Source organism: Nocardiopsis changdeensis, from assembly GCF_018316655.1.
Classification (GTDB): domain Bacteria; phylum Actinomycetota; class Actinomycetes; order Streptosporangiales; family Streptosporangiaceae; genus Nocardiopsis; species Nocardiopsis changdeensis.
Genome location: NZ_CP074133.1, coordinates 3458965 through 3482803, shown reverse-complemented (window position 1 = coordinate 3482803; position 23839 = coordinate 3458965). Strand labels below are relative to the sequence as shown.

Here is a 23839-nt window from a genome sequence, read left to right as displayed (position 1 = left end):
GCGGCCTCAGTCGGCGTCGGGCCCGGCCTCCAGGTTGGCCGACATCCGTTCCAGGACGCTCACGGCGGCCCGGTACTCCTCGGAGCTGATACCGCGCGAGATGCGCTCGCGGGAGGCCCGGACCTTCCCGAACAGGTCGTCGTGGGCCCGGCGGCCGGCGTCGGTCAGGTCCAGGGCGACCAGGCCCTCCAGCCAGCCGCGCCGGCGCAGGTCCTCCACCGCGGGGGCCGTGCTCACCTCGCTGTCGTCCAGGAACGCGGCGAGCCTGCGGTCCAGGTCGGCCAGGGTGCCGGGCTCCTCGTACAGGGAGTGGAGCACCTGCCAGTGGCGCCGGCCCAGCGACTCCGAGGCCAGGGTCCGGTCGAAGTCGTTCTCGATGAGCCGGTCCAGGTGCTTGAGCCAGTAGCCGATGGGCAGGTCCGACATGCTCTCCCCCTTTGGAGACAGTCACTTACTATCGACATCGGTAAAGATACATCTTTATGGTTCCGGTGTCGTCCCCCGTCTGTGTCCTACCCGCCCGCTAACCTGGCCGCCATGCCCGACACCCCCGCCCCGCTGCGCATCGTCCGCGGCGACGCCACCGTCCCCCAGGCCGCCGGGCCCAAGATCATCGCCCACGTGTGCAACGACCGCGGCGGCTGGGGCAAGGGGTTCGTGCTGGCCCTCTCCAAGCGCTGGCCCGAACCCGAACGCGACTACCGCGCCTGGCACCGGGAGCGGGCCCGCAACGGCTTCGGCCTGGGCGCGGTGCGCCTGGTGCGGGTCAGGGCCGACACCTGGGTGGCCAACATGGTCGGCCAGCACGGCACCAGGCGCGGCAGCGGCGGCCCGCCGGTGCGCTACGAGGCCATCGCCACCGGCCTGCGCACGGTGGCCGATCACGCCCTGGAGCTGGGCGCCACCGTGCACATGCCGCGGATCGGCTGCGGCCTGGCGGGCGGCAGGTGGGAGCGCGTCGAACCGCTGGTGCGGGAGGAGCTGTGCGCCCGCGGCGTGGCCGTCACCGTCTACGACGTCGACTAGCCCGCACCCCTTCGAGCCGCCGCCGCTTCGGCCCGCCCTACGAGCGGCCAAAGGCCCCCGACGGACGGCCTGCGGCCACGGGCTCTCCCCCGGGGGCCGCTCCCGCAGGCCTCCCGCCTCCCGCGTCCCCGGCCTCCCGGATCAGTCCACCCGGCCCTCGGGCCCGTGGACGGTGACCGTTCCGGCGGCGCCGTCCACGGTGACCGTCTGCCCGGTCCGGATGCGCTCGGTGGCCTCCGGGACGCAGATCACCGCCGGGATGCCGTACTCGCGGGCCACGGTCGGCCCGTGCGCCATCACCGCGCCGGTCTCGGTGACGAGCCCGCCCGCGGTGAGGAACAGCGGCGTCCACCCCGGGTCGGTCGTGGGCGCGACGAGGACCTCGCCCGGCTCCACCGACGCCGTCGCCGGGTCGCGCACCACACGGGCGCGGCCGGTGACCCGCCCGGGGGCCGCCCCGGTGCCGGTGAGCGCCCTGCCGTCCGCGGCCCGGGGCGGCAGCAGGGTCTCCACGTCGGTGCCGTCGTCGAGCAGGGCGACCGGGACCCGCCGGCGCCGCAGCTCCCGGGCGTGGAGCTCCCGGCGCCGGGCGACCTCGGCGCGCGGGTCCGCGCCGCCTTCCGCCACCGAGCGCAGCTCGGACGGGTCGAGGAACATGACGTCCCCGGCCCGGTCCAGGAGCCCCTGCCCGTAGAGCCGGGCACCGATCAGCAGCAGGCGCCTGCGCCGGTCGCGCAGCGCGTACAGCCCGGCGAACTTGCCCGCCTCGCGCAGCCCGCCCAGTTCGCGGGCCCGGCGCAGGAAGAAGGCGGCGACCCGGCCGCGCACCGGTCGGGCGCGGCGCGCCCGAGCGGAGAGTTCGGCGAGCATGGCCTCGGCCCGGGCGGCGGCCCGCCCGAACCTCTGGTCGGGGGCCTGCCCGGGGTCGGTGACCCGCAGGTAGCCGGCCAGGGCCGCGAAGACCGGTGCGGGGTCCTCCGACCAGCGCGGGACGCCGACGTCGACCTCGGCGGCCGAGCGGACGCCGTAGCGGTCCAGGAAGGCGTCCAGGCCGAAGTCCGGCAGTTCGCCGGCCAGGTGGGCGGCCGCGAGCTCCTGGGGCGGGGTGCCCAGCAGCCGCTCCCGGTAGGGCTCGGCCTTGCGGGCCATCCGCCAGAGCGCGAGGTCCATCTGGAGGGTGACGTTGTGCGGCATGCCGCCCAGGACGGTGCGGATCTCCTCGTCGGTGGCGATCCCCCGAAGCAGCGGGGGCAGGGCGGCGCAGACCGCCAGGCCGCTGACGACGGGCCACAGGACCGGGTCGGGGCGCTCCTGCGGGTGCTCGCCCTCCTCGACCAGGTCCAGCAGCTCCCCGAGGGTGGGCGGGTCGGCGACGGGCCGGAGCCGCAGGCGTTCGAGCTCGTCGAACACGCGGGCGCGCGCGGCCCCGGGGCGGGCCAGCGCGCCGAGGATCCCGGCGGCCGCCCGCGGCGCGGCCGCCAGTGCGACCGCGCCGCGCCTGCGCGCGGCGGGCAGCGGGGCGAAGCGGGGGTCGTCGAGCATGTGCTCGACCACGGCCTGGGCGCGCGGCCCGAAGTCGACCGCCATCAGCCCCACCAGGCGCCGCCGGGTCGCGGGGTCGCGCATCGCGTCGGTCAGGTCGCCGTAGAGCCGCCCGCCGATGTCGACGATCTCGACGGCCAGGCCGAAGGAGGCGAGCATGCCCGCCAGCACCGACTTCAGGGTCGCCATGCCCATGGGGGTGGCCGGGCGGAGCATGCCCTGGACGTGCCCGAACTCGACGTACAGCCGCGGGCCCGGCGCCGCGCCCCGCGGGGGCGGCGGGAACAGGGTGGTGATCGGCCGCGACTGCAGCAGCCACAGGGCGCCTTCGCGGTCGTAGGCCCACTCGAGGTCCTGTTCGGCGCCGAGGGCGCCGCGGAGGCGCTCGCCGGCCCGGCGCAGCTCGTCCAGGCGGTCCGGGGTGAGGCAGCCGTGCCCGGTCGGCGCGGAGCCGTCCAGGACGTAGCGGTCGGCGGCCGCGGTCCCCTCGACCACGGCGGTGCCCGGGCCGGGGGCGGCCTCGACGACGGCCCGGCCGCGTGTGCCGGTGAGCGGGTCGGCGGTGAACAGCACGCCCGCCGCCTCGGCGTCGACCATCCGCTGGACGACCACGGCCATGTGCGCGTCCCCGTGGGCGATCCCGGCGGCCTCGCGGTAGGCCCCGGCGCGGTCGCTGTGGAGCGAGTCCCAGCAGGCGCGCACGGCCGCGAGCAGGTCCTGCGCGCCCTCCACCGCCAGGAACGTGTCGTGCTGTCCGGCGAAGCCGGCCTCGGGCAGGTCCTCGGCGGTGGCGCTGGAGCGCACGGCGACCGGCCCGCCGCCGAGCCGCGCGTAGGCCGCGAGCACCTCTCGGCGGGGCACCTCGCCGCGCCGGTACGCCCGGGTCGTGACGCAGAAGCCGTCCGGGACCCGTTCGCCCAGGCGGATCAGCGCGGCCAGGCCCGCTGCCTTGCCGCCCACCAGGTCACGCCGGCCCGGGTCGACCTCCGACAGTTCGAGCACGTCCATTCCGGCACCCCCCTTTTTTTCAATACGACTGCAATGTACATGCGTGGCAATACAGTCGCAATGTAAGGTGGGCCGCATGCCCCGAAAGATCGACGACCGCGAGCGCCGGGAGCGCCGCGAGCTGCTCGCCGACGCGCTGATGCGCCTGGCCGCCGCGCAGGGCCTGGAGAAGGTGAGCCTGCGGCACGTGGCGGCCGAGGCGGGCGTCTCGACCGGGATGGTGCAGCACTACTTCCGCACCAAGGACGAGATGATGGCGTTCGCCGTCACGATGGTCATGGACCGGATCCGCGAGCGGTCATCGGCGCGGGAGGCGCCCCAGGAGCCGCGCGCGCTCGTCCGCGCCCTGCTGCTGGAGATCCTGCCGCTGGACGAGACGCGCCGCCTGGAGGGCCACGTCTCCCTCGCCTTCCTCGCCTACGCCGCGACGAAGCCGTCGATGGTCTCGGGGCTGGGGGAGGAGGCCGCGCAGATGCGCGCCTTCCTGGCCGGGCAGTTGCGGGCGGGCGGGGCGCGGGGGGTGGACCCCGAACGCGCGGCGGCCGGACTGCTGGCGCTCGTCGACGGCCTGGGGCTGCAGGTGCTGGCCCGCCAGTGCGGGGCGCGGGAGGCGGTCGCCGCGCTGGACGCCCACCTGGACCTGGTCTTCGCCCCGGCGCCCGCGCCGGCGGGCGGCGCCCCGCCGGGGTGAGGCCGGGCCTACCCGTCCTGTGGGGGGTTGCCGCGGGCCCGCATCTGCCGCAGGGCCTCGTTGGCGGCGTTGACCTCCGGGTAGAACTGCCGGTGCACCTTGTAGGCGCCGCCGTACTCGATCCGGTGGTAGAAGCCGGCCGGGTCGCCGAAGTGGAAGTCGCGGGGCAGGCGCTGCGCGCCCTCGCGGTCCACCACCAGGATCGCGCGGTCGGTGACCACGAACGTCGCCGCCGGGACGGTGAAGATGCCCGATCCGGTCAGCGCGATGAACCCCGTCTGGACCCGCTCGCCGGGCTCCAGGTGCGGCGCGGCCCGCTCCGCGACCATGGCGGCCCGCCGTTCCCTGTACCCCATGCGCCTTCCCCTCCCGGGCGAGATGTCCCCGTAGTGTAGGGCGCTCCCGCCCCGGGGCCCAGCCCCCGGGACGGACGCGGGGCCGGGTGCGGCGCCGGCCCCCGCGCCCGTTCGCGGCGGTCCCGGTCAGGGTGCGGAGGGGGCCGTCTGGGAGTCCAGCCACTCCTCGAAGGTCGTCGGCGCGATGCGCGCCCCCTCCCCGGGCAGCAGCACCTCGCCCGCCATGGACGTCCCGAAGACCCCCGACCAGGTCGGCACCAGGCGCACCCGCCGCCCCCGGGCGTCCAGGGTGCGCCGGGCCATGTCCACCAGGTCCTGCGTCTGGGGCCCGGCGATGTCGGGGTGGCGGCCCACCGGCCCGCCCACCGCGACCTCGGCGAGGATCTCGGCGACGTCGGCGGGGGCGATCGGCTGCACCAGCAGCGGGGCGATGGCGGCCGCGCCGTCCTGCTCGGTCCACCCGGCCACCATGGCGGCGAAGTCGTGGAACTGGGTGGCGGGCACGATGGTCCAGGGCACGGGCCCGCTCTCCACCAGGCGCTCCTGCTCGCGCTTGCCCGCGTAGTGGGGGTTGCCCTCCACCCGGTGGATGCCCACGATCGAGAGCAGGACGTGGTGGCCCACCCCGGCGCGCTCCTCGGCGGCGAGCAGGGCGCGGGTCAGGTGCGCGAAGCGCTCCACCGAGCCCTCGCGGTCGGCGGCCGCGATGTTGGTGGCGTCGACGACGGCCTCCACCCCGCGCAGGGCCTGGTCGAGCCCCTCCCCGGTGGCCAGGTCCACGCCGAGGGAGCGGCTGATCCCGACGACCTCGTGGCCCTGCCGGCGCAGCGCGGCGCAGGTGAGGGAGCCGATGTTGCCGGTGGCCCCGGCGACGGCGACACGCATGGCGGTTCCTTCTTTCGCTCGGTGGTGGTCCCGAAGCCGAACATATCGTGGACCAAACAGATCCACAATGTCTTCGATAGGCTGGCGGTATGAAGCTTCCCGCGAGCACCGAATGGGTCCTGCACTGCGCCACCACCCTGGCCCAGCTCGAACCGGGGGACACCGCCTCCACGGCCCAGCTGTCCCTGTACTTCGACCTGCCCGCGCCCTACCTGGCCAAGCAGCTCAAGGCCCTGGTCAGGTCCGGTGTGCTGAGCGCGACGCCGGGCCCCCGGGGCGGGTTCCGGCTGGCCCGTCCCGCCCGGGAGATCGACCTGCTCCAGATCGTGGAGTCGGTCGACGGCGCCTCCTCGCCCTACCTGTGCGCGGAGATCCGGCAGCGGGGGGCGGGGGCGCTGCCGCCCGAGGAGTGCCGGGACACCTGCGTGCTGGCGCGCAGGATGGCCGAGGCGCACCAGGCGTGGCGCCGGAGCCTGGCCGGGAGCAGCCTGGCCGACATCCTCGCCACGCTGCCCCCGGGGGCCCCGGCCCGCACCCGCGCCCGCCTGGCGGCGGTGCGCTGACCCCTACCGTTCTCCGCCCAGGTGCCGGGCCAGGAAGCGGGCCGCGTCCTCCCCGGCCCAGGCCGGGACGCCGGTGTGCCCGCCCATGTTGGCGTTGAGCGCCTTCTCCGGGGAGCCGAAGGCGTCGAACAGGTCCAGGGCCGACTGCCGGTCGTTGCCCTCGTCGTCCCACTGCAACAGCAGGTGCAGCGGGATGGTGACCCGGCGGGCCTCGTCGAACACCGAGCGGGGCACGAAGCTGCCGGCGAACAGGACGGCGGCGGCGATGCGCGGCTCGACCGCCGCGAGCCGGACGCCGAGGGAGACGATCCCGCCCGAGTAGCCGACGGGGCCGCCGATCCCGGGCAGGGCCAGGAGGGCGTCCAGGGCGGCCCGACACTCCGGGGCCGCCGCCTCCACCACCGGCAGGACCAGCCGGTCCACGAGGTCCTCGCCGGGCCGCTCGCCGGCCGCCAGTGCGCGGCGCAGGTCGGCGCGGGCCTGCTCGGCCGTGTCCGACCGGGGCCGGTCGCCGCTCCAGGGGAGTTCGACGGCGGCCGCGGCGAAGCCGTCCGCGGCGCACCGCCGGGCCCTGGCCGCCAGGCGGGGGTACATCCCGCGCAGGCCGCCGGGGTGGCCGAGCAGGACCAGCGGGGCCGGCGAGGAGGCGGTCGCGGACTCGGGCGTCCACAGGATGCCGGGGACGTCGCCGAGGGTGAAGGCGCGCTCGAGGAGACCGCCGTCGAGGCGCTGTTCGGAGGTGAAGTGCATGGTCGTGTTCCTTCGGGAGTGCTCGTGGACGGCGCTCCCGGGCGACCTATCGCCCGACCGTGACCCCGCAGGGGAGCACCCATGTCGATACAGCTTTGACTTGATTGTCGGGTGTGGAGGACTCGGTCTTCAGGCCGGGGAGGGAACGCCCTTTTCCTTTCTGGTGGTGTAGGCGTAGCCGTCCGCTCGCTGGAGCAGGCGGACGTGTCGGTGGTTGATGCCGGGACGGCGGCCCTGGGCGGTGGTGATGTCGAAGTTGCCCCCGGCGCGGACCAGGACCCGGCCGGTGTGGGTACCCCGTCGCTTCCCGGCCGGGACGACGGCGCGTACCAGGTCGCCGGTGGTGAATCCGAAGTGCCGCTTGACCCGGCCCCGCCGCAGCCGGGGGAAGCCATAACGGTCAGGCGTAGTCCTGGCATACGTGCCACGCCCGGTGCACCCCGCGATCAGCACCGTGCCCACGATCTGGGTGACGGTGTCGGTCTTGCCGACGCACAGCGCGTCCAGGGTGTGGGACTTGGGCAGTCGGTTGCGGGCGCGGTTCCACTTCGTGCGCCCGCCCGAGCCCACACGGGTGGGCAGGCGCCGGTCGAGTGCGCGCCAGAGCGCCCATCGGGTGGACTGCGCCGCGGCGGCGTCCCTGAGCGGCGCCTTGGCCCGGGCTTTGACCCTGGCCAGGACGCGGGGGTCGGCGACGAACTCCTCGATAGGTCGGTCGGCCTTGGCCCGGTTGCACGGGACACACGCCAGGACCAGGTTGGCGACCCGGTCGGAGCCGCCGCGGGAGCGGGGGCGGACGTGGTCGATGTTCAACGGCACCCCGGTGGCGTCGCAGTAGACGCAGGCGCGGTCGAACTCGGCCAGCAGGTATTCGCGGACCTCGTACCCGTGCAGGGTGCCCTGCTGGTATTCGATCCCTTCCAGGGGCCTCCCCGCGGACAGGGCGTGGGTGTCGAACGCGACCCGCTCCACGTGCACCGCCGTGACGGGCGCCCACCGGGCGAACCGGTCCACCCACGACAGGGTGGTCTCCACCCGGTGGCGCAGACTCGGAGCGAGCCACCCCCGGGGCCGGGTGCGGTTGGAAAAGCGCGGGGCGCGGTGGCGCAGGTTCGCGGTGCGGCGCCGCCGCCGGTACCCGGACCTCTGGCCCATCTTCTTGCGGATGGCCGCACCCCGGTGGTCGATCTGGAGGGCGTACCGGCCCCGCCGCTCACCCCCCTGGGAGGTGAACACGGCGATGCCGGTGTGCTTCGATCCGGGGTCGATACCGATCTCGACGCCGTCGATCTCGGAGTCGGCGGCGGTGCGGTCCTTGAGCCGGATCGTGAACGGGGTGTGCCGGGCGACCACCGCCCGGCCCCGGGACAGAAGCCTGCGGGCCCTGGCCGGTGGGCAGGGCTGCAGGGGCGTGCCGTGCCTGTCGAGGACGAACACGCACGGGTGGGTGGTTCTGGTGGTGTTGCCATGGGCCTCACGGCCCCGCTCCCCGGCCCCGAGGGGCTCGGGGGTGACGCCACCGGCACCAGGTGAGATGCCGGTGGTCTCCCCTCGACCATGTTCCGCACCGGGTACCGCCGTCGAGCGGCGGTGTCCGCGTCCCGTTTCGTTCCCGATCCGGGGAGTGTCTGCTGACGCGGATTCCAGAGCAGGCCGCTGAGGAAGCACGGCCTGGTGGGTCTTCTGTCCTGTGCGGAACGTAGCCATCGAGGTCACCTCCTATGCGGTGATGGCCGGGTCTGGTAAAGGCGGCCCCCAACCACATGGGCTGAAAGCCCGGGATGCTTGGCCCGGGATCCCTTTACGGGTACCACCTCCTCGTTGGGCGGTCCGATTCGGCCCATCGCCCCCTTGGGGCGTTTGCGGGGGATAGGAGCGAGGATTTTCCTCCAGTTTTGGGTGTGCGCAATCGAGGGACTGGAATTCACGCCTAGCCGCCTTCCTGGTTCAGCAGGATGGGGGTCGGTCGGAAGTCGTCAGGGTGTTGGTGGTACCGGGAGGATCCGATTTTTTCCGTGACATGGGGGACATGGATCGTGTTCTCGTGTGCAGTCTAGGGCCGGCCGGACGGCCGCGAAGCCCGAATTCGCTTCTTTATCGTTCGCCTTTTCGATTCACCGTGTATTTCGACGGCTTATGTCCTGATATGAAATGCCCCGCAGGTGAACCGCCCGCAGGCCGCTCCCCGGGGGCGACCCTGCCGGACACCCCGCACGGCGGCACGCTGACGCCCTCCGATAGCGTTCGGCCGTATCGGAGCACGCCGGGACGGCGTGCGCCCTCCCGGGAGGAACAGCACCGTGCGCCCATCCCCGCCCCCGCCCGCCCGGGCGGTGCCCGCGTGAGCGAGACGGACCCGACCGCCGCCACTGCCCCCGCGGACCGCGGGACGGCCGGCGAGGTCTTCGGCGCGTTCCTGCTGCTGGGCCTGACCTCCTTCGGCGGACCGGTGGCGCACCTGGGCTACTTCCGCGAGGCGTTCGTCGTGCGCCGCCGGTGGCTCTCCGAGGCCGCCTACGCCGACCTGGTGGCCCTATGCCAGTTCCTGCCCGGCCCCGCCTCCAGCCAGGTCGGCATGGCCCTGGGACTGCGCCGCGCCGGCTACGCCGGGATGGCCGCCGCCTGGACGGCCTTCACCCTGCCCTCGGCCGTGCTCATGGCGGGCTTCGCCCTGGGGGTGCAGGCCATCGGCGCCGAACCCGGGGCCGGGTGGCTGCTGGGCCTCAAGGCCGCGGCGGTGGCCGTGGTCGCCCACGCCGTCCTGGGCATGGCCGCGACCCTGGCCGCGGGGCGCCGCCCGGCCACGATCGCGGTCGCCGCACTGGTCCTGGCCCTGCTGGTGCCCTCGGCCCTGGGCCAGGTGGCGGCCATCGCCCTGGGCGCCCTGGCCGGCCTGCTCTGGCTCTCCTCCGGGGCGTCGGCCGACCGCGACACGACCGGGGCCGGCGTGCCGGTGCGGCGCCGCACGGCCCTGGCCTGCCTGGCGGTGTTCGCCGTCCTGCTCGCGGGCCTGCCCGCGGCGGCCGCGCTGACCGGCAACGCGGCCCTGGGCACCGCCGACGGCTTCTACCGCGCCGGGTCGCTGGTCTTCGGCGGCGGCCACGTGGTCCTGCCGCTGCTGGAGGCCGAGACGGTGGGCTCCGGAGCGGTGGACCACACCTCGTTCCTGGCCGGCTACGGGGCGGCGCAGGCCGTGCCGGGACCGCTGTTCACCTTCGCCGCCTACCTGGGGGCGCTCATGCCCGTGGCGGGCAGCCCGCTGCTGGGCGCCGCGCTGGCCCTGGTAGCGGTCTTCCTGCCCTCGGCGCTGCTGGTGGTGGGCGCCCTGCCGTTCTGGGAGCGGCTGCGCGGCGACGCCCGCGCCCGGCGGGCCCTGGCCGGCGCGGGAGCGGCGGTGGTGGGCATCCTGGCCGCGGCGCTGTACGACCCGGTCTTCCTCCAGGGCGTGGTCTCGCCCGCGACGATGGCGCTGGCCGCGGCCGCGTTCGTGGCGCTGGCGGTGTGGCGGGCCCCGGCCTGGGCGGTCGTCGCGGCGTCCGGCGCGATCGGCTTCCTGCTCCTGTGACCCGGCCGGGCGGCGGACCCGCCGCGGCCCGTCACCACGAGGAAGGCGCGGCCCCGGAGCGGCCTTCGGCCGCCCGGGGACTCGTGGTCCCAGCGTGACGCCGTGCGCCTTCCCCGACTCCTCGGCCGCGCCTCCCGCGGGCGGGCGAGGGGCGAGGTCACCGGCCCGCCTCCGTGCGGGCTCAGGCCGGCCGAGCCTTCACGCCGGCGGCCGAGCGCGCCCGGGACCGGAACCGGGCCGGTGACACGCCCACCACCCGGCGGAACGCGGTGCTGAACGCGCTCTCGGACCGGTAACCGGTCGCCGAGGCCAGCTCGGGGATCGACAGCGTCCCGTGTCGCAGAGCGTCGCGCGCCAGGCTCATCCGCCACTGGATCAGGTACTCCAGCGGCGGCACCCCCACCCGCTCCTTGAAGGTCCGGGCGAAGGCCGAACGCGACATGTGCCCGGCCTCGGCGAGTTCTCTGAGCGTCCAGGAGTGCGCCATGTCCGCGTGCATGGCGCGCAGCGCCGCACCGATCCCGTCGTCGTTGAGCGCGCAGAGCCAGCCGACGGGGCGGCCGGTGCGGCTCGCGTGGGCGCGGAGCATGTGCACGAGCATGATCTGCCCCAGGTGGTTGAGGACCAGGGGGCCGCCCGCCGCGTCGGCCTCCAGCTCGACGACCAGCAGCTCGCAGACGAGCGCCAGGTGCCGGGCGCGCGGGTCGGTGGAGGGCACGACCACCAGCCGCGGCAGGATGTCGGTCAGCACCGACGCGTTCGCGTCCTCGAACGTGAACCGCCCGTCGCACACGTAGGTGTCGTCCTCGGCCTCCGGGCCGATGCGGACCACCCCGCCCGCGGCGTTCCCTCCCACCCGGACCGCCGAGCGCGGGTCCGCGGTGGGCGTGCCGGAGAGCACGTACGGGTCGGGGTTGCCCAGCAGGTAGTAGTCGCCCCGCTCCAGCCGCACGGGTTCGTGCCCCTGGAGGAGCAGCCAGCACCCGCCGCGCGCGACGAAGCCGGTCCTCATGTGCGCGGCCCCGTCGAAGCGCGCCGCCCACTCCCCGGTGGCCTGCACGCTGGGCCCGATCGACGTGCTGGGCCGGAGCAGGCCGATCGCGTCGGCGACGGGGTCTCTGAAACCGAGCAACACGCGGCCCTCCTGGACGATCTGTAAAGAATCAGGGATCTTACATTATGGATCTTGCCTGTCAGGCGCAGCATGATCGTTGGCGGAGCGGAGATCGGCCGAGATCCGCGCGGACAGTGACAGGGGAGTTCCCATGGGACAGCTCGACGGCAGGACATCGCTGGTCACCGGTGGCAACGGCGGCATCGGCCTGGCCACCGCCCAACGGCTGGCGGACGAGGGTTCGCACGTTTTCATCACCGGTCGGCGCAAGGCGGAGCTGGACGCCGCGGTCGAGGCGGTCGGAGCGGACCGGGCCACGGGCGTCGTCGGCGACGTCTCGGATCCGGAGGACCTGGACCGGCTCTACGCGGCGGTCCGGGCCCGGGGCAGGGGGTTGGACGTGCTCGTCGCCAACGCGGCGATCGGTGAGTTCGCGACGCTGGAGCAGACCACCCAGGAGCACTTCGACACGACCTTCGCGGTCAACGCCCGGGGCGTGGTGTTCACCGTGCAGAAGGCGCTCCCGCTGCTCAACGACGGGGCCTCGGTCGTCCTCATCGGCTCCACGGCCGCCGACCGCGGCATGGAGGCGTTCGGCGCCTACGCCGCGTCCAAGGCCGCCGTCCGGTCGTTCGCGCGGACCTGGTCCGTCGAGCTCAAGGGGCGCGGCATCCGGGTGAACGTGGTCTCGCCGGGCATGATCGAGACCCCCGGCGCCACCGCCCTCCTCGGTGAGGAGGGCGCGCGGGCCGCCCGGACCGGTGCCGCCGAGACCGTGGTCAAGGGCCGTACGGGCGAGCCCGAGGAGGTCGCCGCGGCCGTCGCCTTCCTGGCCTCGGAGCAGAGCGGCTATGTCGTGGGGGCGAACATCTACGTCGACGGCGGCGTGAACCAGGTCTGAGGACCGGGTCCGGGAAGCCGCCGCGCGTCGCGGGGGGTTCCGGGGCGGGCGCCGGTCGCGGGGACCGGCGCCCGCGGGGGCCGCGCGGTGCGCGGCCCCCGGTGTCAGTCGTGCTGAGCGGGGTCCAGCAGAAAGACCGGGATGCGCCGGTCGGTCTTGGTCTGGTAGTCCGCGTACGGGGGGAACGCCTCCACCGCGCGCTCCCACCACAGCTCCCGTTCGGCGCCGGTGAGCTCGCGCGCCACCATGTCGTTGCGCTCGGGCCCGTCCTGGAGCTCCACCCGGGGGTCGGCCTTGAGGTTGAAGTACCAGACGGGGTGCTCGGGCGCGCCGCCGAGCGAGGCGACGACGGCGTAGCGGCCCTCGTGCTCGACCCTCATCAGCGGCGTCTTGCGCAGCTTCCCGGTCTTGGCGCCGATGGAGGTCAGCAGCACGACGGGAAGGCCGTTCATGGTGGTCCCCTCGGTGCCGCCGGAGGACTCGTAGAGTTCCGCCTGCTCGCGGGCGCGGGCGGAGGTACTGGGTTCGTATTCACCGTGCAAAGGCATGCGCCCAGTCAAACAGCAACGGCGGCCCCGGGGGACCACCGGCTCGCGGGCGGGTCGGTCCCGCCCGCGAGCCGGTACGGCTACCCGCCGGCGGCGCGTTCCGGACCCGCGTCCTCCAGGGGAGCGTCCCGCCCCGACGGCGCGGGGGGCGGTGGCGGCGCGGGGGCGAACCGGCCGGTGGCGACGAGGACCGCGACGAACGCGAGCGGCACGATCCACCCGCTCCAGCCCAGGACCGTCGCCTGCGTGGTGTCGATGTGCTCTCCCGCCGCGGCGAAGAGGAGGTAGGTCCCGCCCGCGCCGTTGAAGGCCGCGTGGGCGAGGGCCGCGGGCCACACCGACCCCGACCGGAGCCGCAGCCAGCCGAAGACCGCGCCGACCACGGTGCACATTCCGGTCATCATGACCACGGCCAGCCAGCCCGGCGCGTCCGGGTAGTTGTACCCCAGGAGGACGAGCGGGGCGTGCCAGACCCCCCAGATCACGCCCGAGACCAGCAGGGCCGGCAGGGTGCCCAGCGGCATCAGTTTCGGGAGCAGCCACCCGCGCCACCCGAGCTCCTCGCCCAGCGCAGGGAGGAGGTTGATGAACGCCGCCATCGGGAGCGCGGCGACCTGGACGGCGACGAGCACGCCGACCGGTACCGGGATCCCGTCCGCTCCCAGGGCGCCCGCCTGCTCGTCGAGGACCTCCCGGAAGGCCGAGAAGCCCGTGAAGTCGGCCGGGTAGACCCCCAGCAGCGCGCCGACCGGGAGCGCCGCCAGGACGAGCGCGATGGGCACGAGGATCCCCGCCGCCGCGTAGCCCAGCACCCTGCGGGCCGGCCGCAGCGGCCACAGCCCCAGCGTTCGCGCCTTGTGCGGCGGCCGTTCCACGAAGAACACGACGACGAGGGCGGCGATCGCGGGGGTCCCCATCACGGCGACGGCCACGGGGGCGAACCAGGGGTCGGCGATCCCCTCGCCCAGCCAGAGCGGGAGCGCGAAAAGCCAGGCGAGCGCGAACGCGAGGCCCGTGAAGACGGCGACGGAGCGCAGGTCGTGGCGGCTCGTGCGGCGCCCGCCCGGGGGCGCGGCGGCGGTCACGGCCGCCGGCTCTCGTCGAGGATGTGCAGACCGGCGATGGTCCGGTCGTCGCGGAACGCGATGCGCGCCGTGTAGTCGCCGGCCTCCAGCGAGAGCGGCGTGTTGGTGACCGTCACGTCGGCGGCACGGGCCACCTCCGGCTCCCCGTGCCCCTCGAAGGCCCCCGACATGCCGACGATCTGCGCCCAGGCGGCGGCGAGCGCGTCCTCGGACAGGCCGTCGCGCATGGCCGGGTCGAACCGGTCGGTGATCCGCGACCACCGGCCCGCCGCGAGGTCCTCGATCACCGAGGCCGCCAGTTCGGCGGCACCGGGGAGGGGGGTGGTGTCCATGGGTTCTCCCGTTCTGGGGTCGACCGGTCTGCCGTAGCGCTGGAACGCCGCCTGCCGGGTCACGCCGAGCGCGTCGCCGATGACCTGCCACGTGACGCCGTTGCGCCGCGCCTGCTGCACGACGGCGCGCACGACCCCGTCGGCGTCCGCCTGCATGCGCAGGGCGAGTGCGATCGAGCCGGCCCAGTCCTCGTCCGCGGTCCGGAAACGCGAGGCGAGGAACTCCTCGGTGTGCGTTTTCAGCGACCGCAGCGCATCCGTCAAATCTTCTTGCACTTGTAAAGCATAGGTTTACAAGCGGGCCGAGCGCAAGCAGGGGGTGCGGCCCGGGGCCCGCGGGCCCCGGCCCCGGAAGCCCCGGGCGGCGCTCAGTCCATGAGGCGGTCGAACATCCCGCGCACGTCCGCCGCGGAGTAGTCCGAGTCGTACTCCCCGGGCACGATGTCGAGGAAGTAGGACTCGTACTCCAGCTCCTCGGGGCAGGGGTCGCCGATCTCCTCGGTGTACTCCTCCACCGGCTCGCCGCTGCGCAGCTCGTAGGCCTGGAGGGTGAACGCGCTGGCGTAGAAGTCCACGTCCGTCGACCCCGAGAACGGGAGCAGCAGCTGGTCCTCGCCCGGCTCGTAGGCGCACGTCCGCTGGAAGGAGCCCCGTTCGGGGCCCTGCACGCAGACCACCAGGACCGTCTCCTCGACGGTGCCGGCCCGCCAGGAGTCCGGGAAGCCGTACTCCTCGGGGTCCAGCCCCGACACGCGCATCGCGTGCGGGCCCTCCCCCTCGTAGGCGGGCGCGGCCGGGAACGCGGCCGGGTGCGCGCAGTACTCCTCGGTCGCGATCAGGCTCTCGGCCGAGCGCGCCGCCAGGGGGTGCTCGGGATGGGCCGCCAGGAACTCCTGGTGGGCCCCCGCCCCCTCCTCGGGCCGGACCGAGGCCAGGGCCTCCGCGCAGTCGAACATCCGGACCGGGGCCTGTTCGGCCTGGGGTTCCATCACACGGGCCAGCGCGGGGTCCTCCCAGTCCTGGGCGAGCAGCCAGCCGTCGATCTCCCGGGCCCGGCACGGGGCCATGCCGTCGAGGGAGGACAGGAACGACTCCGCGACGGCGCCCACCCGCCCGCTCTGGCCGGGGGCGTCCTCCAGGGTCCGCGCCAGCTGCGTGAAGGCGTCCTCCACGGCGGCCACCGCGGGGCCGTGGCCGCCCAGCGCCTCGCCGGCGGCCTCCTGCTCCCGGGCCCGCGCCACGACCGTGCCGAGCAGGAGTTCGGCGCGTTCGGGGCCGGCGCCGTCCCAGAGCGCGCCCGGTCCGGACAGGTACCGCTCCAGCTTCTCGGCCGCGGACGACGGGTCGGGGTCGGACAGGGCGGCGGCGAGCAGCTCACAGGCCTGGCGCTGCTGGACGCCGCGGTCGGCGGCCGGGCCGTGGGCGATCCCGTGCGCCGGGAGGAGCCAGCGCAGGGAGGCCAGGGCGCGGTCGCAGTCGCCCGCGGTGTGCGCGGCCCCGGCGTCCCGGGTGATCGCCCAGGCGTCCAGCCGCAGCCACGCGAGGGCGACCAGGAGCACGCAGGAGCCCGTGAGCACCCGGGTGCGCCACCGCGGCGGGGCCGCCCCGCCCGGGGCCGGGGCCGGGGTCCCGCCGGGGCGCCGGGTGAGCCACCAGGCGTGCACGACCGTGCCCGCCCACACCAGCCCCAGGAGCACTCTCCAGGCCGTGACGTGCGGGAACAGGGCGATGAGCGCGACCAGGGCGAGCGCCGCGCCCGCGGCGGCCAGGGCCCGGCGCGGGCGGCGCACCAGCAGGTAGCCCAGCCCGAGCAGGGTGGCGTTGCCCAGGACGACCGAGAACGCGTCGGGGCCCCCGGGCGGTTCCGGGCCTTCTGCGGCTCCGGCCTCGGGGCGGACTCCGGGATCGGCGGAGGTGTCGGGATCGGCGGGGGTCTCGGGGGAGGGGAGGGGGTGTTCGGGTTCCGTCATGGAGGGCTCCGGCCGTGACGAGGGGGTGACCGTGTGTTCTCCACCCAATCAGACCGCGGGCCGCCCCGGGAGCCCCCGCCGGTGCGCACCGGCGGGGGCCTTGTCCGTCCGCCGTCTCAGACCCGGCACAGGACGGTGCCGCGGGGGATGACGAAGACCGCGTCGGGGTCCCGGCTCCAGGCCGCCCACCCCGCCGAGATGCGTTCCAGGTCGGCGGGGGAGGCCAGCCCCTCCGCGACCGCCTGCCGGGCCAGGTCCGACTCCAGGATGCGGCGCGACCACATGCCGCCCCACCAGGAGCGCCGCTCGGGGGAGGAGTGGTCCCACACCTCGGCGGCGTAGGTGACGTCCTCGAACCCGGCGGCGCGGGCCCAGGCGAGCAGGCGCCGCCCCGCGTCGGGCTCCCCGCCGTTGGCGCGGGCCGCGCGCTGGTACAGGTCCATCCACTCGTCCAGCTCCGGCGGCCGCGGGTACCAGTACATCCCCGAGTAGTCGCTGTCGCAGGCCGCCACCACCCCGCCCGGCGCGGTCACCCGGCGCATCTCGGACAGGGCCCGCACCGGGTCGGCCACGTGCTGGAGCACCTGGTGGGCGTGCACCACGTCGAAGGAGGCGTCGGGCAGGTCCAGGTCGTGGACGTCGCCGACCCGGAAGTCGATGTTCCCGGCGCCCTCCTTCTCCGCCGTGGCGCGGGCCAGCTCCACCGCCTCGGCGGAGGAGTCCACGGCCACCACCCTGCCCGGCGCGACGCGCGCGGCCAGGTCGACGGTGATGGTGCCCGGACCGCACCCGATGTCCAGCAGGGAGCGCCCCGGGGTCATCTCGGCGAGCGCGTACCCGGCCGAGTTGGCGGCGTTGCGCCAGCGGTAGGAGTCGGTGACCGAGGGGTGCTGGCCGTGGGTGTAGCGCGTCATCGTCGCCCTTTCCGTCGGGGGACCGCCGTGTTCGCGGTACCCCGACCCTACACCCGACGTCTCTAAAGGTGAGATTTCAATATCAACATGTGAGACATCAATTCTGTGCGACCCGGTCCACCAGGTCCAACAGGGCCGCGGTCCCCGCCGCGTCCCCCAGGATCACCAGCCGCAGGCTGCGCGCGCCCGGGTCGTGCACCGCCTGGACGTGCACCGGCGGGCGCCCCTGCCCGGGGGTGGCGGCCGCCGCCGTGAGCAGCGTCGTCACCCGGTCGGCCCGGTCCCGGTCCACCCCCTCCAGGCGCACCACCGCCGACACCTCCGCCGAGGCCGGCCCCTGCGGCTCCGGCGCCTCCACCGGGCCCCCGCCGAACGCCTCCAGGTCCTCGCGCCGGATCCGGTACTGCTTGCCGATGCGCGTCGCCGCCAGCCTCCCGTCGCGGATGTAGCCGCGCACGGTCTTCACGTGCAGCCCCAACAGCTCCGCCACCTGGTCCACCGAGTAGTACCGCTGCTCCACGAAACGTCCCTCCACTGCCGGATATCCCCTGATCCTAGGGCTCTACGGGGGAGGATGAGGGAGCTTGGAGGACCGCGGAGAACGCCGGAGAAAACCGTCCGGACCGCGATGAGTTCCGGCCCGGCGCCGGGTCTGTACCTGTGACGGAGCAGCACGCACCGAAGGGACACCACCATGACCGAGCTCGAGATCACCCCGTGCCTGTGGTTCGACGGCCGGGCCGAGGAGGCCGCGGAATTCTACGTCGGCGTGTTCGACGACGCCCGCATCCTCAAGGTCGTCCACAACGGCCCCGGCATGCCCGGCACCCAGGGGTCGGTCCTGACCGTCGACTTCGAGATCCAGGGCCAGCGGATCACCGCCCTCAACGGCGGCCCGGAGTTCACCTTCAGCGAGGCGTTCTCCCTCCAGGTGCCGTGCGCCGACCAGGCCGAGTCCGACCGCTACTGGTACGCCCTCCTGGAGGGCGGCGGCCAGGAGAGCCAGTGCGGGTGGCTCAAGGACCGCTTCGGGTTCTCCTGGCAGGTGTTCCCCCGCGAGCTGGACGACCTGGTCACCGACCCCGACCCCGGCCGGGCCGAGCGGGCCGTCAAGGCCATGCTCACGATGCAGCGCATCGACATCGAGGAGGTGCGCCGGGCCGCCGACGCCGCCTGACCGGCCCCGGCGGCCCGGGCCCGTCCTTCGGACGCCCCCGGGCCGCCGTGCGCCGCGGAAGCGGTCCCCGGGGCGGGCCCGCGGCCGCGGGCCCTCGCGGACGGCGCCGGACGGGCCGCAGCACGGCGAAGGCGCGCAGGGGCACCGTGCGGCCGGGGCGGGCCCCGGCCGCACGGACCCGCCTCACACCCGCACGAGCGTCAGGTACGCCATCCCCATCACCTCGCGCCAGCCGTCGACGCGGGCCACCCGCTGCCGGTCGGACAGGGCGCGGACCTCCTCGGCGTCGGGGGAGCCGGGGTTCTCCAGCAGCCACTCCTCCCACGCCTTGGCGTGCCGGTTCTCGAAGTCGTCCCACTCCTCCAGGGACGCCTGCGACAGCGCCCGCAGCCGGAACCCGTAGGACAGCGCCATGTCCACCAGCCCGCGCATCGTCCGGTACTGCTCGCGCGGGGTGTCGTACATGGCCGCCAGCTCGGCGTCGGTGGGCTCGCGCACCCAGAAGCACTCGCCGAACAGCAGCCGCCCGCCCGGCCGCAGCAGGCCCGACAGCGCCTCCAGGGCGTTGGCGGTATGGGTCACCGGCTCGCCGCCCCAGGCGTGGGTGGCCCCGATGTTGAACACGACGTCGGCCCCGCCGCCCGACCACTTCCCGGCGTCGCCCACCACCAGCTCCACCCGGTCGGCCAGCCCGCGCGCGGCGGCGTTGGCGCGGCCGTGGGCGACGGCCCCCTCGCCGATGTCGATGCCGAACCCGGTCGCGGTCGGCGCGCCCTCCAGCGTGCGCAGCAGCAGCTCGGCCCACCCGCAGCCCACGTCCACGACGTGTCGGCCGTCGAGCGGCCCCAGGGTGTCGATGAGCCGGGCGGCGTGGGCGTCCGACAGCGGCCCGTTGAAGTCGCAGTCCCGGTGCAGGGGAGGAATCTCAGGAGTGGTCATCCGGGCAGGGTGGCACGCCCCCCGCCCGGTGTCACCCCGATTTCCCCGGCGCGGCGAGCGCGCAGTCGCCGCAGTACCCCGCCCCGGGCACCCGGTAGTACAGGCAGCAGGTGGTGCGCCGGAACACCGCCGCCCCGCCGGCGTCGCGCCCGGTGTAGGAGCCGGTCCCGGCCAGCGCCGGGGACGCCGCCAGCAGCCGCACCACCTCCTCGGCCCCCTCCCGCACCGCGGGCCGGGCCAGGCCCAGCGAACGCGCCGCCCCCGCCAGGGCCGAGGCGGTGTTGCCGCGCAGCAGTCCCGGCGCCACCCGGCCCGTGCCGCGGGGCACCGCGTCCAGGGCGGCCGCCACCGGCTCCAGCACCCCGGCCAGGACGGTCGCGGCGATGTGGCCGGCCACCGCCGCGGGGTCCTCGCGCGCGATCGGCTCCGCCCACCGCTGGGAGGTGCGCAGCACCATGGGCCCCTCCGCCCCCGGGTCCCGGTGGAAGTCCTCCGCCCGCAGCGCCGCGCCGTGGCACAGCGCCGCGGCCAGCACCGGCGACAGCGTCCGGGTGGCCAGCCCCTGCTGGAACAGCGAGGCGCCCACCCGCCACTCCACCTCCCGCGCCGGGACCCCGGCGGACCCCGCCAAGCTCCCGCGCACCCGCTCCACCTCCGCCGCCACCGCCCCCGGGCCGGGGTCGCCCAGCGCCCGCCAGCGGGGCCCGGGAGGCGCCGCGTCCAGGACGAACAGCATGTTGATCCGGCCCACACCGGCCAGGACCGGCCCCACCTCGACCCGCCCGTCGCCCACCCTCGCCCCTCTCCCGCAGACCCCCGCACGCCCCGGGTAGTGCCACCACCACCCCGTGTCCACGTGCTGATGACATCGTGTCCCGGCCGCCCCGAACCTAGATTGGGACACGTGACCGGTCACAGTCCATCCATCACACGCCCCGGCGGCCACGGAGGCCCGCCCGAGGCCCCCGCCGGGCTCGCGCGCGCCATCGCGGCGGCCCACAGGGCGCCCTGGCGCACGCGCGCGGTCGAGATCGCCCACCTGATGACCTCGTTCTCACTGTCGCTGTTCTACCTGATCCCCGCGCTCCTGCTGGTCGTCTCCGCCTCCTGGGTGGGGTTCATGATCGCCCCCGGGGGAGAGGACCCCTGGCGGGAGGGCTTCGACGGCCTCCTCACCGGCGCGCTGACCATGCTGGTCCTGCTGCCCGCCGCCGCGACCCTGCTCTCCCGGCTGGCCTGCCGGGTGCAGCGGCACCGGCTGGGCACGGTCTTCGGGATCGTGGAGACCGCCCCGCCCGACCCGCTGGCCCCCGACGGCCGCTGGTCGCGGCTGTGGCGGTTCGTGTTCGGGCGCGAGGCCTGGTCCATGGTCGTGTACACCACCGCCGCCGGCCTGCACGGGCTGCTGTTCGGCGGGATCGTGGTGGCCCTGGTGGTGTGCGGACTGGCCGTGGCCGTCGGCGCCCTGGTCGGCACCGTGTTCATCCTCGTCCAGGGCCAGCCCTCCGACCTGGTCGGCCCGCTGGTCCAGGTGGTCCTGGCCCCGCTGGCCGTCCTCATCGGCGTGCGCCTGGCCCCGTACGCGGTGTCCACCGAGGTGGCGCTGCACCGGGCCCTGCTGTTCGACGCCCCCGAGGTGCGCATGCGCCGCCGCCTGTCCCACGTCCAGGACAGCCGCCTGCGCATGGTCGACGCCGCCGAGGCCGAACGGCGCCGCATCGAACGCGACCTGCACGACGGCGCCCAGCAGCGCCTGCTCGCCCTGACCCTGACCCTCACCCGGGCCCGCGCCCGCGTGGGCACCGACCCCGGCGCCGCCCTGGAGCTGATCACCGAGGCCCAGCGCGAGTCCCGCGAGGTCATGGAGGACCTGCGCGAGGTCGCCCGCGGCCTGCACCCCCGCGTGCTCACCGACCGCGGCCTGCCCGCCGCCCTGCCCGTGGCCGCCGGACGCTCGCCCGTCCCGGCCAAGGTCGAGGTGGACCTGCCCGAACGCCCCTCCGCGCGCGCCGAGGGCGTCGCCTACTACGTGGTGTGCGAGGCGCTCACCAACGTCGCCAAGCACTCCGGCGCCTCCCGCGTCACCGTGTCCGCCCACCGCGTGGAGCGCCCCGCCCGCCAGGGCGGGGACCTGCTGCGGGTCGCCGTCACCGACGACGGCGCCGGCGGCGCCGAACCCGACTCCGGCAGCGGCCTGTACGGCCTGTGGGACCGGGTGGACGCCGTCGACGGCGTCCTGACCGTGCACAGCCCGGCCGGTGAGGGCACCGTCCTGACCGCCGACATCCCTTGGGAGGCATGAGAACCGTGTTCCACGGCCACGACGCGCGAACGGTCCCCTACGGGGCCGCGCAGGACACCGGGGCCCCGGACGGGGGGCCGCGGGTCATCATCGCGGAGGACTCGGTGCTGCTGCGCAGCGGCATGGTCCGGCTCCTGGAGGACGCCGGGGTGGAGGTGCTGGCCCAGGTCGGCGACGCCGACACGCTGATGGCCGCCATCGCCGACCACCCGGACGTGGACCTTTGCCTGGTGGACATCCGCATGCCGCCCACCTTCTCCGAGGAGGGCATCAAGGCGGGCATCCGCATCCGCGAGGAGCACCCCGACGTGGCGGTGCTGCTGCTGTCCCAGCACGTGGTGAGCCGCTACGCCGCCGAACTGTTCGGCGGGCGCGACATGTCCAGGGTCGGCTACCTGCTCAAGGACCGGGTCGCCGACATCGACGAGTTCCTGACCGTGCTGCGCCGTGTGGCCGGCGGCGGCGCGGCGATCGACCCCGAGGTGGTGTCGCAACTGCTCAGCGGGCACCGGGGCAGCGCCCTGGACCGGCTCACGCCCAGGGAGACCGAGGTGCTGGAGGTGATGGCTCAGGGCCTCAACAACGCGGGCATCGCGGCCCGGCTGACCGTCACCGAGCGCGCGGTGGAGAAGCACATCCGGTCGATCTTCACCAAGCTCGACCTGGGCCAGGACGACCACGACCACCGCAGGGTGCAGGCGGTCCTGCACTACCTGCGCGACCACGACCGGAACTGACCGGCACCGGGACCCAAGGGGGCGAGAGCCCGAACGGAGAGGAAGACAGTGAGTTTCAAGGCACGGGGCCTGTACGCCTCGTCGAGCAAGGAGCCCGGCACGGGGTTCCGCATCGGGCCGTGGCTGGTGCTGGGCGGCGTCCTGGTGGTGGCCCTCATCGCGATCACCGCGGTCTCGGTCCTGGGCAACGTGGGCGTGGACCGGGGGGACCGGCGGGACTCCTTCGCCGCCCCCGAGCGCGTGGTCGTCGAGAACGGCACCGGGGGCCGGGTGGCCTTCTCCGCCGCCGGGAACGACGAGGTCCAGGTGGAGCGGGAGCTGCGCGGCACCCCCCTCACCGAGCCCGACGAGGACATCGAGGCCGAGGGCGGGGACCTGCGCATCGAGGCCGAGTGCTCGGGTGTGTGGTTCCTGGGCGGCTGCTCGATCGACTACGACATCGCGGTGCCCGCCGGGGTGGCCGTGCTGGTGGAGACCATCGGCGGCGAGGTCACCGCCACCGGCATCGAGGGCGGGGTGGAGGTGTCCACCGTCAGCGGGGCCGTGGAGCTCGCCGACATCACCGGCGACGTGGAGGTCGAGACCACCAGCGGCCGGATCGAGGCCGAGGGGGTCACCGGGTCCGCGGACCTGGAGTCCACCAGCGGGGCCGTCAGCGCCTCCGGCGAGGGCGAGCGGCTGCGCGCCGTCAGCACCTCGGGCGACGTGGACGTGACCGGGTTCGCCGCGCAGTCGGTGGAGGCCGAGTCCACCAGCGGCGGGGTGGCCGTGGGCGGCGGGTTCGACACCGCCGAGATCTCCTCGGTCTCCGGGAGGGTGGAGGTCGACACCGACGCCCCGTTCCGGACCCTGGTGGTGGAGACGACCAGCGGCTCCGTCGACGTCCGGGTCCCCTCCGGCGACTACGACGTGACCGGCGAGTCCGTCTCGGGCGGGCGCGACATCGAGGTGGGCACCTCCTCCGACGGCCCCCGCGTCCAGGTGGACACCGTCAGCGGCGGCGTCCGGGTCCACGGGGGCTGACGCTCAGCCGCGGGTGAAGCGCAGCGCCGCCCAGTCCGAGTCGATCGGCACCTGGGCGGCGGGGCGCCACCCGTCGTCGACCAGGACGTCCCAGCCCCGGTCCGAGCGCAGGTCGGTGATGATGGTGCCGCCGGGCTGGGGGTAGCACACCCACACCGCCGCGGCCGGGGACAGGGTCTTCAGGACCGGGTGGACCTCGCGGTCCACCGTCGCGCGGTCCAGCGCGAACAGGTGCACGGAGTCGTACTCGGCCCCCTCGATGGGGCCCAGGTCGATGTGGGTGTCGGGCGGCGGCTCCAGCAGCCGCAGGTACCGCTCGGGGGCGTTGAGGACGAGCAGCCGGTCCCCGGCGCGGACCCCGAGCCTGTGGGCGAGCGTCTCCGACATGTCCCCCTCCGATTCCTGCGGACG

At 75.0% G+C, this 23839-nt stretch carries 25 protein-coding genes; 9 read left to right on the top strand and 16 right to left on the bottom strand.

Annotated features, from left to right (window positions below; translation table 11 throughout):
• Positions 1-6: 6 nt before the first annotated feature.
• Complete coding sequence (locus KGD84_RS15770; protein WP_220561138.1) at positions 7-426, bottom strand: MarR family winged helix-turn-helix transcriptional regulator; 420 nt, start codon at positions 424-426, stop codon at positions 7-9.
• Positions 427-537: 111 nt separating this feature from the next.
• Here KGD84_RS15770 and KGD84_RS15765 point away from each other — a divergent pair, with 111 nt between their 5' ends.
• Entirely contained in the window at positions 538-1026 is a 489-nt protein-coding gene (locus KGD84_RS15765) for a macro domain-containing protein (RefSeq protein WP_220561135.1), read from the top strand.
• 141 nt (positions 1027-1167) lie between these two features.
• Here the strand turns inward: KGD84_RS15765 and KGD84_RS15760 are convergent, their stop codons facing one another.
• The gene (locus KGD84_RS15760) at positions 1168-3576 is read right to left on the bottom strand and encodes a PEP/pyruvate-binding domain-containing protein (RefSeq protein ID WP_260697224.1); all 2409 of its coding nucleotides are present in this window, start codon (positions 3574-3576) and stop codon (positions 1168-1170) included.
• 76 nt (positions 3577-3652) lie between these two features.
• On the opposite strand from KGD84_RS15760, the gene KGD84_RS15755 reads away from it, so the two are divergent.
• A complete protein-coding gene (locus KGD84_RS15755) occupies positions 3653-4267 on the top strand; it encodes a TetR/AcrR family transcriptional regulator (RefSeq protein ID WP_220561131.1) in 615 nt (204 codons plus the stop codon).
• An 8-nt stretch (positions 4268-4275) separates the two neighbouring features.
• Here the strand turns inward: KGD84_RS15755 and KGD84_RS15750 are convergent, their stop codons facing one another.
• Positions 4276-4623, bottom strand: coding sequence for a hypothetical protein (locus KGD84_RS15750; RefSeq protein ID WP_220561129.1), 348 nt, complete (start codon positions 4621-4623; stop codon positions 4276-4278).
• 126 nt (positions 4624-4749) lie between these two features.
• Positions 4750-5508 carry an SDR family oxidoreductase gene (locus KGD84_RS15745; RefSeq protein WP_220561127.1) on the bottom strand — a complete coding sequence of 253 codons (759 nt, stop codon included), beginning with the start codon at positions 5506-5508 and terminating at the stop codon, positions 4750-4752.
• 89 nt (positions 5509-5597) lie between these two features.
• Here KGD84_RS15745 and KGD84_RS15740 point away from each other — a divergent pair, with 89 nt between their 5' ends.
• The gene (locus KGD84_RS15740; RefSeq protein WP_220561125.1) at positions 5598-6071 is read left to right on the top strand and encodes an RrF2 family transcriptional regulator; all 474 of its coding nucleotides are present in this window, start codon (positions 5598-5600) and stop codon (positions 6069-6071) included.
• A gap of 3 nt (positions 6072-6074) precedes the next feature.
• Here the strand turns inward: KGD84_RS15740 and KGD84_RS15735 are convergent, their stop codons facing one another.
• Entirely contained in the window at positions 6075-6821 is a 747-nt protein-coding gene (locus KGD84_RS15735; protein ID WP_220561122.1) for a dienelactone hydrolase family protein, read from the bottom strand.
• A gap of 129 nt (positions 6822-6950) precedes the next feature.
• Positions 6951-8258, bottom strand: a complete 1308-nt coding sequence (gene iscB, locus KGD84_RS15730) for an RNA-guided endonuclease IscB (RefSeq protein ID WP_220561120.1) — start codon at positions 8256-8258, stop codon at positions 6951-6953.
• Between the two features lie 904 nt (positions 8259-9162).
• Between iscB and chrA the strand changes: the two genes are divergently transcribed.
• Positions 9163-10386 (top strand): chromate efflux transporter, encoded by a 1224-nt coding sequence (gene chrA, locus KGD84_RS15725; protein ID WP_220561118.1) that lies wholly within the window; start codon positions 9163-9165, stop codon positions 10384-10386.
• Between the two features lie 181 nt (positions 10387-10567).
• Here chrA and KGD84_RS15720 read toward each other — a convergent pair whose 3' ends face one another.
• Positions 10568-11518, bottom strand: a complete 951-nt coding sequence (locus KGD84_RS15720) for an AraC family transcriptional regulator (RefSeq protein ID WP_220561116.1) — start codon at positions 11516-11518, stop codon at positions 10568-10570.
• A 133-nt stretch (positions 11519-11651) separates the two neighbouring features.
• Between KGD84_RS15720 and KGD84_RS15715 the strand changes: the two genes are divergently transcribed.
• Positions 11652-12401, top strand: a complete 750-nt coding sequence (locus KGD84_RS15715; RefSeq protein ID WP_220561113.1) for an SDR family NAD(P)-dependent oxidoreductase — start codon at positions 11652-11654, stop codon at positions 12399-12401.
• Between the two features lie 104 nt (positions 12402-12505).
• Here the strand turns inward: KGD84_RS15715 and KGD84_RS15710 are convergent, their stop codons facing one another.
• The 6 genes from KGD84_RS15710 to KGD84_RS15685 all read right to left on the bottom strand — a co-directional run bounded on the left by KGD84_RS15710 (position 12506) and on the right by KGD84_RS15685 (position 17785).
• Complete coding sequence (locus KGD84_RS15710) at positions 12506-12949, bottom strand: nitroreductase family deazaflavin-dependent oxidoreductase (protein WP_220561112.1); 444 nt, start codon at positions 12947-12949, stop codon at positions 12506-12508.
• Positions 12950-13029: 80 nt separating this feature from the next.
• The gene (locus tag KGD84_RS15705; RefSeq protein WP_220561111.1) at positions 13030-14034 is read right to left on the bottom strand and encodes a CPBP family intramembrane glutamic endopeptidase; all 1005 of its coding nucleotides are present in this window, start codon (positions 14032-14034) and stop codon (positions 13030-13032) included.
• Positions 14031-14642, bottom strand: coding sequence for a DUF3887 domain-containing protein (locus KGD84_RS15700; RefSeq protein WP_255646579.1), 612 nt, complete (start codon positions 14640-14642; stop codon positions 14031-14033). The genes KGD84_RS15705 and KGD84_RS15700 overlap by 4 nt, the downstream gene beginning before the upstream one ends.
• A gap of 92 nt (positions 14643-14734) precedes the next feature.
• Positions 14735-16336 (bottom strand): hypothetical protein, encoded by a 1602-nt coding sequence (locus KGD84_RS15695; RefSeq protein ID WP_220561110.1) that lies wholly within the window; start codon positions 16334-16336, stop codon positions 14735-14737.
• A gap of 116 nt (positions 16337-16452) precedes the next feature.
• Positions 16453-17250: a methyltransferase domain-containing protein gene (locus tag KGD84_RS15690; RefSeq protein ID WP_220561109.1), complete on the bottom strand. Its 798-nt coding sequence runs from the start codon at positions 17248-17250 to the stop codon at positions 16453-16455.
• A gap of 97 nt (positions 17251-17347) precedes the next feature.
• Complete coding sequence (locus KGD84_RS15685) at positions 17348-17785, bottom strand: helix-turn-helix domain-containing protein (RefSeq protein ID WP_338151217.1); 438 nt, start codon at positions 17783-17785, stop codon at positions 17348-17350.
• Between the two features lie 159 nt (positions 17786-17944).
• On the opposite strand from KGD84_RS15685, the gene KGD84_RS15680 reads away from it, so the two are divergent.
• Complete coding sequence (locus tag KGD84_RS15680; RefSeq protein WP_220561108.1) at positions 17945-18427, top strand: VOC family protein; 483 nt, start codon at positions 17945-17947, stop codon at positions 18425-18427.
• A 183-nt stretch (positions 18428-18610) separates the two neighbouring features.
• Here the strand turns inward: KGD84_RS15680 and KGD84_RS15675 are convergent, their stop codons facing one another.
• Complete coding sequence (locus tag KGD84_RS15675; RefSeq protein ID WP_220561107.1) at positions 18611-19366, bottom strand: SAM-dependent methyltransferase; 756 nt, start codon at positions 19364-19366, stop codon at positions 18611-18613.
• A gap of 31 nt (positions 19367-19397) precedes the next feature.
• Positions 19398-20159: a (2Fe-2S)-binding protein gene (locus tag KGD84_RS15670; protein WP_255646578.1), complete on the bottom strand. Its 762-nt coding sequence runs from the start codon at positions 20157-20159 to the stop codon at positions 19398-19400.
• 249 nt (positions 20160-20408) lie between these two features.
• On the opposite strand from KGD84_RS15670, the gene KGD84_RS15665 reads away from it, so the two are divergent.
• Genes KGD84_RS15665 through KGD84_RS15655 form a run of 3 tightly spaced genes read left to right on the top strand, consistent with a single transcriptional unit; the run spans position 20409 to position 23428 of the window.
• A complete protein-coding gene (locus tag KGD84_RS15665; protein ID WP_370634691.1) occupies positions 20409-21668 on the top strand; it encodes a sensor histidine kinase in 1260 nt (419 codons plus the stop codon).
• Positions 21665-22405, top strand: coding sequence for a response regulator transcription factor (locus tag KGD84_RS15660; RefSeq protein ID WP_220561106.1), 741 nt, complete (start codon positions 21665-21667; stop codon positions 22403-22405). Before KGD84_RS15665 ends, KGD84_RS15660 begins: the two co-directional genes overlap by 4 nt.
• Positions 22406-22453: 48 nt before the next feature.
• On the top strand, positions 22454-23428 hold the full coding sequence (locus tag KGD84_RS15655; protein ID WP_220561105.1) for a DUF4097 family beta strand repeat-containing protein: 975 nt from the start codon (positions 22454-22456) through the stop codon (positions 23426-23428).
• Positions 23429-23431: 3 nt separating this feature from the next.
• Here the strand turns inward: KGD84_RS15655 and KGD84_RS15650 are convergent, their stop codons facing one another.
• Entirely contained in the window at positions 23432-23815 is a 384-nt protein-coding gene (locus tag KGD84_RS15650) for a hypothetical protein (protein ID WP_220561104.1), read from the bottom strand.
• Between the last annotated feature and the right edge of the window lie 24 nt (positions 23816-23839).

What these genes read in the sequence shown, in the direction of transcription:
- KGD84_RS15770 (WP_220561138.1), bottom strand. Translation starts at nt 426, where the DNA reads ATGTCGGACCTGCCCATCGGCTACTGGCTCAAGCACCTGGACCGGCTC.
- KGD84_RS15765 (WP_220561135.1), top strand. Translation starts at nt 538, where the DNA reads ATGCCCGACACCCCCGCCCCGCTGCGCATCGTCCGCGGCGACGCCACC.
- KGD84_RS15760 (WP_260697224.1), bottom strand. Translation starts at nt 3,576, where the DNA reads ATGGACGTGCTCGAACTGTCGGAGGTCGACCCGGGCCGGCGTGACCTG.
- KGD84_RS15755 (WP_220561131.1), top strand. Translation starts at nt 3,653, where the DNA reads ATGCCCCGAAAGATCGACGACCGCGAGCGCCGGGAGCGCCGCGAGCTG.
- KGD84_RS15750 (WP_220561129.1), bottom strand. Translation starts at nt 4,623, where the DNA reads ATGGGGTACAGGGAACGGCGGGCCGCCATGGTCGCGGAGCGGGCCGCG.
- KGD84_RS15745 (WP_220561127.1), bottom strand. Translation starts at nt 5,508, where the DNA reads ATGCGTGTCGCCGTCGCCGGGGCCACCGGCAACATCGGCTCCCTCACC.
- KGD84_RS15740 (WP_220561125.1), top strand. Translation starts at nt 5,598, where the DNA reads ATGAAGCTTCCCGCGAGCACCGAATGGGTCCTGCACTGCGCCACCACC.
- KGD84_RS15735 (WP_220561122.1), bottom strand. Translation starts at nt 6,821, where the DNA reads ATGCACTTCACCTCCGAACAGCGCCTCGACGGCGGTCTCCTCGAGCGC.
- KGD84_RS15715 (WP_220561113.1), top strand. Translation starts at nt 11,652, where the DNA reads ATGGGACAGCTCGACGGCAGGACATCGCTGGTCACCGGTGGCAACGGC.
- KGD84_RS15710 (WP_220561112.1), bottom strand. Translation starts at nt 12,949, where the DNA reads ATGCCTTTGCACGGTGAATACGAACCCAGTACCTCCGCCCGCGCCCGC.
- KGD84_RS15695 (WP_220561110.1), bottom strand. Translation starts at nt 16,336, where the DNA reads ATGACGGAACCCGAACACCCCCTCCCCTCCCCCGAGACCCCCGCCGAT.
- KGD84_RS15690 (WP_220561109.1), bottom strand. Translation starts at nt 17,250, where the DNA reads ATGACGCGCTACACCCACGGCCAGCACCCCTCGGTCACCGACTCCTAC.
- KGD84_RS15680 (WP_220561108.1), top strand. Translation starts at nt 17,945, where the DNA reads ATGACCGAGCTCGAGATCACCCCGTGCCTGTGGTTCGACGGCCGGGCC.
- KGD84_RS15675 (WP_220561107.1), bottom strand. Translation starts at nt 19,366, where the DNA reads ATGACCACTCCTGAGATTCCTCCCCTGCACCGGGACTGCGACTTCAAC.
- KGD84_RS15665 (WP_370634691.1), top strand. Translation starts at nt 20,409, where the DNA reads ATGACCTCGTTCTCACTGTCGCTGTTCTACCTGATCCCCGCGCTCCTG.
- KGD84_RS15660 (WP_220561106.1), top strand. Translation starts at nt 21,665, where the DNA reads ATGAGAACCGTGTTCCACGGCCACGACGCGCGAACGGTCCCCTACGGG.
- KGD84_RS15650 (WP_220561104.1), bottom strand. Translation starts at nt 23,815, where the DNA reads ATGTCGGAGACGCTCGCCCACAGGCTCGGGGTCCGCGCCGGGGACCGG.